Source organism: Virgibacillus sp. W0181 (genome assembly GCF_051846915.1).
GTDB lineage: Bacteria > Bacillota > Bacilli > Bacillales > Amphibacillaceae > JBPYCR01.
This window is the reverse complement of the sequence record NZ_JBPYCR010000056.1, coordinates 1-12,374: the sequence shown is the minus strand read 5'-3', so window position 1 is coordinate 12,374 and position 12,374 is coordinate 1. Positions and strand designations below refer to the sequence as shown.

Genomic DNA, 12,374 nt, shown 5'->3' with positions numbered 1-12,374 from the left:
TTAGTATAAGCTAGAAAATTACGTTGTGGAATAAGTGTTGTAACAGAATTAGATCATATAATAGCGCTCTTCAGCCAATACACTACAATTTTTATGAGTGATTGAGGAAATGTTCGAACCAACTTAGTGGAAATGTAAAATAAAAATAGGGAGGGATTCCATGCTAAGAAAAAGTTTGAAACCGATAATTTATATTTTATTGGCATTTGCCATTATTGTCATTGGAGATGACGAGACAAGACACTTTCTGAAGCGAACAGTTAAAAGGATGTTTAAACGTGAACATGAGGAAATTAGATAACATGAATTATAAGGCTTATTTGGAACAGCCGGGTGCAGTTTCTGGAACATGGATACGGGCCTTTATCGTGCAGATTCAGACGATTTAATAGATTGGTAAATAATTTTGTTTTTTTAATTACAAAGAGGTGTTATAAGTGGCTTGGTCAGAAATAAGTTCAGTATTAATTATGCTCTTACTTTTAGGTTGGTCTATCAGTATAATGCGTGAAAACAATCGTTTGAAAAAAGAAAACACTAGACTTATGAAAAAAACCGGTGAATATGGGGACATGGAAAATGATGCAAAAGAAATGTTAAAGGAAACCCCAGAAGTAAAAGCTATTAAATCAATGAGAAAAAAGTATGGTTTATCTTTAATAGATGCAAAAGAGGTCGTTGATTCCGTGAAAAAACACTGATGGTCAATTAAAGGGCGAATTAATCTAATAAGTACATACAAGTAAGACCATACGGCTAAATAAACCGAGAATTAGTTGCACTATTTTAAACTACCAAAAAGAAGATTATTCAATTCCAGGGAAGAACTATCCCTATTACTACAGGACTTAGTTTGTCATATTTATGTTAATTTTATTTTTCCCAGCAGGAATCATTCTGATGTGGATAGGTAATAAGTTTGGAAAAATGGGTCGGATTATTATATCTGCTTTAGGGCTATCACTGTTATACCCTTTTTTACTTAGAGTTAGGAAACAGCAGTCAAATCGGTATAGGTATTGATATGGTTGAAGATGCTATGCTAGAAGATAATTCATTTTTATAAGGGCTTAAATCCTGAGCTCTATTTTTTTGCAACAAAGCAAGAATAATATAACGAACAATGCGGTGGATTTGTGAGTAAATGTTCGTTTTTAAATTGACTTATCTAATAAGTCTTGGTAAACTTGCTATGGACTTTGATGAAAACCGTCCAATAAACAATTTTTAATAAATAACAAATTAGAAAATAAACGATAAATTATCCGTGGAGGTGCACGATGTCCTCAGTAGTAGTAGTTGGTACCCAGTGGGGCGATGAAGGAAAAGGGAAAATTACAGACTTTCTTTCACAAAATGCTGAAGTAGTTGCGCGTTATCAAGGTGGGAACAATGCCGGTCATACCATTGCATTTGATGATGTGACGTATAAGCTACATTTAATACCATCCGGCATCTTTTTTAAAGATAAAACTTGTGTATTAGGGAATGGTATGGTCATTGATCCGAAAGCATTTATGGAGGAAATTGAATATTTGCACGGGCATAACGTATCGACAGAAAACCTCCGGGTCAGCAATCGGGCGCACGTTATTTTGCCATATCATTTAAAACTCGATATTCTTCAGGAAGAAGAAAAAGGCATTCATAAAATCGGGACAACGAAAAAAGGCATCGGCCCTGCGTATATGGATAAAGCGGCACGAAGCGGAATCCGCATTGCAGATTTACTTGATAAAGATGTATTTGCAGAAAAACTAGCGCAAAACTTAAAAGAGAAAAACCGCTTATTTGAAAAAGTTTATGAAGTAGAGCCAATAAAAGTTGAAGATGTTTTAGAAGAATACTACGAATATGGGCAGCAAATGGCGAAGTACGTTTGTGACACATCTGTCGTCTTAAATGATGCACTTGATGCCGGCCGTCGTGTATTATTCGAAGGTGCACAAGGTGTTATGCTTGATATTGATCAAGGAACATACCCGTTTGTAACATCATCAAACCCAGTTGCAGGTGGCGTAACGATTGGTTCCGGTGTGGGGCCATCGAAAATCTCCAACGTTGTCGGTGTTTCTAAAGCATATACAACACGTGTAGGTGATGGGCCATTTTTATCTGAACTGCATGATGAGGTTGGCGATCAAATCCGTGAAGTGGGCAGAGAGTACGGCACAACAACAGGCCGTCCGCGCCGTGTAGGCTGGTTTGACAGTGTTGTCGTTCGTCACGCGCGCCGGGTGAGTGGAATAACCGATCTTTCACTAAATTCTTTGGACGTTTTAACTGGAATTCCAACGTTGAAAATTTGTACGGCATACCGTTATAAAGGGGAAATTATTAATGAATTTCCCGCAAGCCTGGCAAAGCTTGCACAATGTGAAGCTGTGTACGAGGAAATGCCTGGCTGGACGGAAGACATTACACATGTCAAAAGTCTACATGAGCTTCCGGAGAATGCACGCCATTACCTGGAGCGTATATCCCAGTTAACAGAAATCCCGTTGTCCATCTTTTCAGTTGGACCGGACCGGACACAAACGAATGTCGTCCGTGGCGTTTATCGATAGTTCGAGCGGAATGCTTAGTAAGTTAAAACTTAATATATAGGTGCAAAAAGTCGTTACTTATTTAGTTAGTTAAAAATATGTAACGTCTTTTTATTTATTATTTAAAGATAAGAATGTGTATAATTTTGTGCATAGCTGTCTAGCTTAAGCGCCCAGAAACTAGGCGACTTCCCGCAGCGCCTTGCGATAAAGAAGACTTGCCGATTGGCTTAGACAGAGGCTTAGTCGCCCTTATGCCCTTGGGTGAAAGTCATCATCGATTCGCACAGCTCATCGTGATTCCTTTATCTCAGTTGCTTCGGTCCAGTCGCTACGTTTCTAAGCAGGGCGCTTGCGCTTTTCTTAATTCCAAGCGAGTTACTTGAAACTGCAAATTCGCCGCACCGACCCCGTTCATAATGACAGTAGCTATTTTCTTTTCAGTTGTTCCGCCATTATTATGTTATACCTCCTTCATTTAAAAAATGTAACATTGTTTGAATGTTGTCTTTATTTGATCAACCATAATCAATAAAGTTCATAACAATAACAATCCCAAGCAGTTCTACTTCCAATATACCGAAAACTTTCAGAAACAGACTTTTAAAGCAAATTGCGTTAGAATAGATAAAAGGTATTTTTTTATATAGTATGGGAATTATTGTGTAGATAATTAAAGTAGTACGAAATTAGCGAATGGATTATGTTAGACTCCACAATCGCAATTTTCATAGAACGATCTTGTAACAAACAAAACGTTTCATCGCGAACATCATATGTAAATCTAAACAACAGCGAATTTGCATAAATACATTGAAAATAGCTGAAAAGGAAGTGAGTGCCATGAGCTTGAAAATTTTAGTCGTCGATGATGAAAAGCCAATTGCAGATATTTTGAAGTTCAATTTGGAAAAAGAAGGTTATGACATTGTATGTGCCTATGATGGGGATACAGCTATCACATTGGCGGAAGAAGAAAAACCCGACCTTGTTTTACTGGATATTATGCTGCCGGGAAAAGATGGCAATGAAGTTTGTAAGGAAATACGTAAAACACAATCGATGCCGATTATTATGCTAACGGCGAAGGATTCTGAGATTGATAAAGTACTTGGGTTGGAGCTGGGTGCTGATGATTATGTGACAAAGCCATTTAGCAATCGCGAGTTAATCGCTCGTGTAAAAGCTAACTTGCGCAGACAACAACAGCCTGCAGATGATACTGTACAGCCAAAAAAGGATATTCATATTGGTAATCTTGCTATTCATCCGGATGCCTACAGCGTTTCACGTGATGGAGAGCATATCGATTTAACCCATCGTGAGTTTGAGCTGTTTCATTACTTAGCAAGACACATTGGACAAGTAATGACGCGAGAGCATTTACTGGAGACTGTGTGGGGTTATGATTATTTTGGCGATGTCCGGACGGTCGATGTAACCGTTAGAAGATTGCGCGAAAAAATAGAGGAGAACCCGAGTAATCCGATGTGGATTGTTACCCGTCGCGGCGTTGGGTATTATTTACGCAGTCCAGAGCAGGAGTAATTGTGATGAAAAAAGTTGGTTTCTTTCGTTCTATCCAATTAAAGTTTATTATTATATATATTTTACTGTTGCTTATTGCGGTACAAGTGATTGGCTCTTATGTTGCAAAGGAAGTTGAAGCCGAGCTCTTAGACAATTTTAAGGATTCGGTTAATGACCGTGTGGAGCTGTTAAGCATTAATTTACAGCAAGCATTTAATAAGGACCGGACCGGTGACGAGAGTGAGCCAAGTCTTCAACAGGAAGTACAAGATATTGTTACCGACGTTGACCGTGGAGGTTTTACAACTATTCAAGTCATTAATAGCCAAGGCCGAGTTTTAGGGACAAATGACTTTTTAAATCAAGACATTGTCGGTCAAAAAATTACCGAGCCGATTGTGCAGCAATCATTGAAACTTCACTCTTCACTCGACAACACACTTTTAAATAGTAAAACCGGTGATCGTATTTTTGTGCGGGTTGAACCGATTCTTAATGAAGACGAAAACATTGAAGGTGTCATTTACATACAGACTTCTTTGGAAGGTGTGTATGGGCAGCTGCAAAATATTAATGACATTTTTTTGAACGGCTCCGTTTTAGCTTTGATCGTTTCGGCAGTACTCGGCATTCTTGTAGCGCGTGCGATAACAAAACCGATTATAGAAATGCGGAGGCAAGCGCAAGTAATGGCGACAGGGGATTTTTCCAAAAAGGTAAATGTGCATGGAACGGATGAAATCAGTCAGCTTGCCGAAACGTTTAACGATTTAAACGATCGGTTACGGCTTTCGATGGCAACGATTCAGGAAGAACAACGTAAATTAAGCTCCGTTCTTTCCAATATGACGGAGGGAGTGATTGCGACGGATCAGGCCGGGGAAGTAAGCCTTATGAACGATGCCGCTGGCAGGCTGCTTGGAGCGAGCCCTGAGCGTTTTATCGGGGAAGATCTATTGGATTTACTGGAGCTGGATGAACGGATCGTTGATATAACCGATCTGCAGGATAGTGGTTCAATTATTATCGACTTTTCCGAAGAGGACAATGTCTTTCTAGTTCGCGCTAATTTTTCTACAATTTTTGATGAGAATCACGCAGTTATTGGCTTTATTACCGTATTAAGCGATGTAACGGAAGAGGAAAAAGTTGAACAGGAACGTAGAGAATTTGTTTCCAATGTTTCACATGAGCTGCGTACGCCATTAACAACATTGCGCAGTTACCTTGAGGCTTTGACAGAAGGTGCTTGGACCGATAAAGAAATTGCACCGCAGTTTCTTGCAGTTACCCAAAATGAAACAGAACGCATGATACGAATGGTAAATAGTTTGTTGCAACTTTCACGCATGGACAATAAGGAACTTTCTTTACATCGGGAAAAAACGGAATTTATTCGTTACTTTCACGAGGTTATTGATCGTTTTGAAATGAATGTTTCTGAAAACATTACATTAAGACGTGAATTGCCGAATCTGCGTTATTACGTATGGATGGATAAAGACCGGATGACGCAAGTGCTGGATAATATTATCTCTAATGCAATCAAATACTCGCCCGATGGTGGTAATATTCGCTTCAAAGTGGAAAAGCAAATCCGGCAGATCATTGTTAGTATCAGTGATGAAGGCCTAGGCATTGCTTACGATAAGTTGGACAAAGTCTTTGATCGGTTCTACAGAGTGGATAAAGCACGGACAAGAAAGGTTGGGGGAACTGGACTTGGCCTAGCTATTTCAAGAGAATTGGTTGAAGCACACTACGGGAAGATTTGGGCGAGAAGTGTTGAGGGTAAAGGAACGACCATTTTCTTTACTTTGCCGCTAATGAACGAGAAGCGGAGGGGATCTAAATGACATATGAACGGGTAAAAACGTTTGTTTTAATTCTGTTGGTAGGCATAAGCTTACTGTTAACGTTTGCGCTATGGAGTAATCAGCCGAACTTTGATCAATTTCATGATGCCCGCTATATTAGCCAAGTGGACTTGGGTGGAGAGGAAGAGAAGAAAAAAGAGATTATTCAGCCAAGCTCTGTTATTTTTCACGAGAATGGTATTCACTCCAGTTTTAAAGATCCCCGTGAGTTAGAGTCACTGAATAAAGATATGCAAACGTGGGTGTTGTATGACTTCCAGGCCGGAGAAGCGGCTGGCAGGCCGGACAACAATCAGCAGGTGGAGCTCATTTATCCGAATCCTGTTCCGATGGCTACTGTACCGAGTCTACACACATTTAATGAGGAAACGTATATGCCCAATTGGTCGTTTCAACGTTTGTTTATTACATTTAAAGAAGAGTCAAGTTCATTGCAGTTTTTGTTTATGTCTGTTGATGGACGGAAACAAGCAACTGCAGTTGTAGATAAGTCGGATAAGTTTGATCTTTTAGCAGACTACTTTTCAGATGATGAAGCCCTTCAACAGTATATTTCCTTTGGGAATGCGAAGGCACCGGTCTATTTGCCAAAGGATCCAATCCTCATGAATAAGAAAACATTGTCGGTTAGTACGATTGAGCCGGATTTGCTCGTCAATATTTTGTTCACAACCCCCTCTCTCGTTAGCCCAAATGTCGGAGAAGCTTATTTTACCGATGGACAGCGGGGAATGCGTCTTGTTCAAGATGGTCTAGCAATTGAATTTACAAATCCAATTCAGGCAAATTATGAGCAAATGGAGAAAAGCGACCTACTGGATAAAAGTATATCCGACATTAACGGTCATAAAGGGTGGACAAACAAATATAAATTTGAATCAATTGATAAATCGCTAAATGAAATTCGCTACAGAATGTATTATGAAGGATATCCGGTTTTTGATTACGCTAATAGCTCTGTTATTGAGCAGGAATGGCGCAATCAGGAATTATACCAATATTACCGGCCGTTATTTGTCCTTGAAAATACCCTTAGTCAGAATGAAGTTGAGCTTCCGTCCGGCCAAATGATTTTGGATTACTTGCAAGGAAATGAAAATTATCAGACGAAAAATATAAAAGATATTCGATTAGGTTATCACTTGGATGATTCGGAAGACGTATCCCACAGTGCTACGCTTCAGCCTGGTTGGTACATTAATTATAATGGCAGCTGGAGCCAATTAGATATTTCTGACGCTGTTAGCTTTAAAGGAGGGAATTGAGGATGCAATGGGGTCAAATAAAAACGTTGTTTATCCTCTGCTTCCTCATCCTAGATGTTTATTTGTTAATTCTATATCTTGATAAACAAGAGCAAGCAGACCTTGGAATATTGGAGCAGCAGGATACGACGATTGAAGAACAGTTAGAGGATGATTCAATTAAAGTAGGTCCGTTGCCGGATGAAGAATATGAAGAAAACTTTATTTCGGTTAAGCCAAAGATTTTCACGGAAGAAGAATCTAAAGCATTAGACAGTTTGAAAGATCAAAACTCGATGTTCAATCAAAATTTTATTTTATCGCAATATGAAAAACCAAAAAAAATTCCGGAAACCGGGACAGAAACAGATATTGAAAAAGTTATTTTGGAAACATTATTATTTCCGGAAGAATATACGTATTGGGATTGGAATAAACAGGCAAATATATTGATCTTTTTTCAGGAGGAAAATGATCGTCCTATTTACTATAACCAAAACGGCTTAATTCTCGTTTATCTCAACGATAAAAATGAGGCTGTTTTTTACACACAGACAATGTTAGGTAATGCGGATTCTAGAGCTGAAAAGCGTTCGCTAATTAAACCGATAAAAGCTATTGAAACGCTGTATAAACAAGATGAACTAAAGTCGGGTGATGAAGTAACAAGCGTTGATATTGGGCTTCATACGAGAATACCGCTTGACAGTGGTGTACAAGTATTTGCACCGACATGGAAGGTCGCAGTTAATGGGGAGAAAAGTTATTTTGTTAACGCAATGGAAGGGTTTGTTTTTTCCAGTGATGAAAACACATTTTTGGCAGAGGCATTGCGAATGAACCTGGAAAAAATACAAACAATCGACGAAAAGCAATTGTCGAAAACGTTTATCGAAGAGCAGATAAATAAAAAATTGGAATTACTTAGCCGGGGTGAATCAGAGTGAGTTTACGTTTTAGTGTATTAGCATCAGGGAGCACAGGAAATGCGTTTTATATTGAATCAGGAAAGGAAAGAATCCTTGTCGACGCTGGCTTGAGTGGGAAGCAAATCGACCGCCTGTTTAGTGAAATAGAAGTAGACCCGACGCAATTAACGAGTATTTTAGTCACGCATGAACATAGTGATCATATTAAAGGGCTCGGTATAATCGCCCGAAAGTACGATTTACCTATCTATGCTAATGAAAAAACGTGGCAGGCAATGGAGCATTCGATAGGCAAGATCCCCCTTGACCAAAAGTTTGTTTTTGGCATGGGAGAGACACATACCTTTGGCGACATTGACGTAGAATCATTTGGCGTATCTCATGATGCGGTGGAGCCGATGTTTTTTACATTCCATCACGGCGGAAAAAAAGTAGCACTCGTGACAGATTTGGGTTACGTTTCCGAACGAATTAAAAAGACAATAGAAGGTGCGGATGCTTATATTTTTGAAGCCAATCATGATGTAGGTATGCTGCAAATGGGCAGGTATCCATGGAATGTAAAACGACGTATATTAGGAGATTCCGGACATGTTTCAAATGAGGATAGCGGTTTGGCGCTAAGCGATGTGATTAGCAATCGAACGAAGCGCATTTATTTAGCTCATTTAAGCCGAGACAATAATATGAAGGATCTCGCGCGCATGTCGGTAGATAGTGTCTTGAAAGAACGAGGAATTGAGATTGATTTATTCGATACCGATCCGGTGACTCCGACCGCGCTTTATGATGTGGTATAAGAAAAAATGCTGCCTTCCTGTAACGGAGGCAGCATTATAAAATTGTATCAGGTGGATAAAATAGACGAACAGTTTTTATGATAAATCTATTGTTTATCGGACATAATAGAGAGGTAATACATATAGTAATCAACATAAACGATCGCTTACGCATTTGTGTGGATAATTTGGCACATAGCTGTTTAGTTTAAATCGGGTGTTGTCATCACTGTTTTCGGTGTGACGAGCATTAACACGCAGTTCCGAGATGTGGCCTCTAAGTTAGCCAGCGTTTAACCCTCGAAAAACAGCTCGTGGAAAAACTGCCACTACGTTTTCTTGCTTAAGCTATGCTTGAGGCTTTTCAGGGCGTTGCGTTTGCGCTTTTCTTACTGCATAAGTGCAACTAAGGCTTTCGCCATAAAGGCTTGGCGATAAGCCAAGTTATCTAATGAAAGGGGGGGACTGTTATATGGGGTATTACACTGATCAATCACCAAAGCGAAAAAAAAGTGGAAACTGGTTCGTCCCCGTCATTATTGGCATCATTATTGGAGGGCTTCTCGTTTTCTTTTCCATCTCCATGAATAACAATGAGGAGCCGTCGGTAAGTCAGGAACAGAACTCGTCCAATCAAACGGGACAATCGATAACAAAAGACGTTTCCGTAAACGTGTCCACGCAAATAACCGATGTAGTAGAACAAGTATCTCCAGCCGTTGTTGGAATAACAAACATTCGACAGCGCGCGGATTTTTGGCAGCAGCAGGAGGATCGAGAAACCGCTTCGGGATCGGGCGTCATTTACAAAAAAGAAGATGGAAATGCGTATGTAGTGACGAATCACCACGTTATTGACCAAGCGGATGTCATTGAAGTCGTTTTATCAGATGAAACGACGTTGGAAGCAGAGCTACTCGGTTCTGATTTGTTTTCTGACTTAGCTGTTTTACGCATGAAGGATGATCATGTCGACAAAGCAATTGAAATGGGCTCATCTGAAAATGTAAAAGTTGGGGAACCGGCCATTGCGATCGGGAATCCGCTAGGGATGTTTTTAGGGTCGGTTACTCAAGGAATTGTGAGTGGGAAACAACGAACCGTGCCACAGGATTTCAACCAGGATGGACGACCTGACTGGCAAGCGGAAGTCATTCAGACCGACGCAGCAATTAATCCGGGAAATAGTGGCGGGGCGCTCATTAATATGGAAGGCCAGCTGATCGGAATTAACTCGATGAAAATCAATCAAACCGTAGCGGAAGGATTGGGTTTTGCAATTCCCGTTGATATTGCCCGACCGATTATTAAAGAGCTTGAAGAAACAGGAAAAGTGACACGACCGTACTTAGGTGTAGAAATTTATTCGCTTGATGAAGTGCCAAAAGTGGAATGGCGCAATACGCTAAACTTGCCGAAAGAAGTGAAAGGCGGCGTTTATGTGTGGAGAGTTGAGCCATTAACACCGGCTGATGAAGCAGGACTTGAGCGATTGGACGTGATCACCAAGCTCGATGGGGAAGAAATTATGGATATGATTGATTTACGCAAAATATTGTACCAGGAAAAAGAAGTCGGTGATACGGTAAAAGTAACCTTTTATCGTGACGGTGAACAACAAGAGACAAGCGTGACGCTCGGTGTCCAAGAATAAGATTTATCGAGAAGACGGTATCTGCTATTGTGATACCGTCTTTTATAGGACACTATCCACATAATTTAAGAGTTGTGCACAATACGTGGATATCTCTCTATTCTGACAGTAAAAAAATCAATATATAGGTAAAAATTTAACTCGCCAACAATATAGACAGGAACACTTGTGCATATGTGGATAACCTTGTGGATATTAGCATAAATAAATTAAGGAGCCTTTTAAAGACTCAAATGATAGCAAATAATCGGATTTGTACAGCAAGTATATAATGTCAGTTTAAATTATACGGTTCGCTAATAATAATGCATTCATCCTTCCTATAAATTGAAATATTATTAATATCTTGTTTTTATCCTCGGCTTGTTTTTCCATCGTTCTTTAGGTGCTTTTGCAAGCGCATTCAAAGACGTAGCAACGGCGACGACACCTATCGTATTGCAGTTCCGTTTTATGCTGGGATCATTGCGATTTTAAGCAGTTCTGGATTAGGTCAAATGATTATTGATGGAATGGGGTCCATTGCTACCGCAAGTACATTTAATGTATTTACGTATTGGGTCTCGGGATTTGTGAATATCTTGGCTCCGTCCGGTGGCGGACAATGGGCGTTGCAAGGACCTTTGCAAATGCCAGAAGCAATTGAGCTCGAAATTGAACCTGCAAAATCCGCGATGGCCGTAGCGTGGGGAGATGCCTGGACGAACCTTATACAGCCATTTTGGGCATTACCGATCTTGTCCTTCGTCGGGTTACACATTCGTGACATTATGGGCTACTGTATTTTGCTCAGTTCATTGGTCGGTGTTGTGACAAGTATTCTGATTTTCTTCTTATTTTAAGCTTGCAGAAATGGGATTAATAAAAAAAGCTGACTTCTCGTTGGAGAGGTCAGCTTATTTTCGTTGGAGCACTTTTTTGCCAAAGAATAAGGAGTAGGATAAGCATGACAACATCGAGTCTTGCTTCGAACGCAAAAGAAAATACACCCTTACTGGCTATGATTGGGATTTTTGTAATAAAAATAGCCCCAAGCATAACGATGATTAGCGGAAGGGTCGCTTGTTTCACATACATTCCAGCTACAATCAACGTGCCGCAAGTAATTTCCACGATTGCAATTAAAAATAAGGTCGCTTCTGGAAATGGAATGCCCAAACTTGTAAAAATTCCTTTAAAATCAGATGCAATTAATTTCATAATTCCCGAAGTAATAAATACATAACCGATGGCATAGCCAATCCATTTTAACGTGTGAACCCGCATCGTGATATTCACCTCCATCTCATGCCTTATTCTCAATATATGCAGGAAAGTGGACAAACTTTACAAAAAGATTAATCAACTCGGCCTGTGAATAGTAAGATGGAGTGAAAATTGTGCTTTTACACAGGACTTTATTGCTTGTTTTCTTTGTGATGGAGCGGAGATAGGGGAGTTTAAATAGGAGCAGTTCACCGGTCTGTTTCGAGTTGTCCAAAACTTATTAACAGGGTTATCCACAGAAAACTGTGTATAACTTAGAAGTTGGATCAAAATTATCTTTTTATGTCAAAGATCAAATTATTGGGATATATCATCCTAAGTACGGATATATTACTCCCGAGTGTGGATATATTGCTCCAAGTACGGATATCCTGCCTCCGAGTGTGGATATAACGCTTCAAGTACGGATATAACGCTTCAAGTACGGATTAAGTCCGTATTATTGTGTAAAAGGGATAAACAAAAAAGGGCCATATTAATTCCTTGTGATACAATGTTTTCAACGACGATAACAGTGTAGGAGGAATTAATAATGACCCAATTACAGTT

At 39.7% G+C, this 12,374-nt stretch carries 10 protein-coding genes and 1 pseudogene; 10 read left to right on the top strand and 1 reads right to left on the bottom strand.

The annotated features are described in order from the left end of the window. Positions 1-160 precede the first annotated feature (160 nt). From ACLIBG_RS15090 to ACLIBG_RS15045, 10 genes and pseudogenes are all read left to right on the top strand, one after another. Positions 161-301 carry a hypothetical protein gene (locus ACLIBG_RS15090; protein WP_439313589.1) on the top strand — a complete coding sequence of 47 codons (141 nt, stop codon included), beginning with the start codon at positions 161-163 and terminating at the stop codon, positions 299-301. Between the two features lie 136 nt (positions 302-437). After that, entirely contained in the window at positions 438-701 is a 264-nt protein-coding gene (locus ACLIBG_RS15085) for a hypothetical protein (RefSeq protein ID WP_439313588.1), read from the top strand. Positions 702-1,280: 579 nt separating this feature from the next. After that, complete coding sequence (locus tag ACLIBG_RS15080; protein ID WP_439313587.1) at positions 1,281-2,567, top strand: adenylosuccinate synthase; 1,287 nt, start codon at positions 1,281-1,283, stop codon at positions 2,565-2,567. Positions 2,568-3,389: 822 nt separating this feature from the next. Continuing rightward, positions 3,390-4,094 carry a response regulator YycF gene (gene yycF / locus ACLIBG_RS15075; protein WP_439313586.1) on the top strand — a complete coding sequence of 235 codons (705 nt, stop codon included), beginning with the start codon at positions 3,390-3,392 and terminating at the stop codon, positions 4,092-4,094. A gap of 5 nt (positions 4,095-4,099) precedes the next feature. Continuing rightward, positions 4,100-5,932, top strand: a complete 1,833-nt coding sequence (gene walK, locus ACLIBG_RS15070) for a cell wall metabolism sensor histidine kinase WalK (protein ID WP_439313585.1) — start codon at positions 4,100-4,102, stop codon at positions 5,930-5,932. Beyond that, positions 5,929-7,218, top strand: a complete 1,290-nt coding sequence (locus tag ACLIBG_RS15065; protein WP_439313584.1) for a YycH family regulatory protein — start codon at positions 5,929-5,931, stop codon at positions 7,216-7,218. Before walK ends, ACLIBG_RS15065 begins: the two co-directional genes overlap by 4 nt. Positions 7,219-7,220: 2 nt before the next feature. Beyond that, the gene (locus tag ACLIBG_RS15060) at positions 7,221-8,144 is read left to right on the top strand and encodes a two-component system regulatory protein YycI (RefSeq protein WP_439313583.1); all 924 of its coding nucleotides are present in this window, start codon (positions 7,221-7,223) and stop codon (positions 8,142-8,144) included. Continuing rightward, positions 8,141-8,926 (top strand): MBL fold metallo-hydrolase, encoded by a 786-nt coding sequence (locus ACLIBG_RS15055; RefSeq protein ID WP_439313582.1) that lies wholly within the window; start codon positions 8,141-8,143, stop codon positions 8,924-8,926. Before ACLIBG_RS15060 ends, ACLIBG_RS15055 begins: the two co-directional genes overlap by 4 nt. Positions 8,927-9,377: 451 nt before the next feature. Beyond that, positions 9,378-10,559, top strand: a complete 1,182-nt coding sequence (locus tag ACLIBG_RS15050; protein WP_439313581.1) for a S1C family serine protease — start codon at positions 9,378-9,380, stop codon at positions 10,557-10,559. 331 nt (positions 10,560-10,890) lie between these two features. Continuing rightward, positions 10,891-11,401, top strand: a pseudogene (locus ACLIBG_RS15045) (TIGR00366 family protein); the annotation flags it as partial. A 49-nt stretch (positions 11,402-11,450) separates the two neighbouring features. On the opposite strand, the gene ACLIBG_RS15040 reads toward ACLIBG_RS15045, so the two are convergent. After that, positions 11,451-11,825 (bottom strand): DoxX family protein, encoded by a 375-nt coding sequence (locus ACLIBG_RS15040; RefSeq protein ID WP_439313580.1) that lies wholly within the window; start codon positions 11,823-11,825, stop codon positions 11,451-11,453. Between the last annotated feature and the right edge of the window lie 549 nt (positions 11,826-12,374).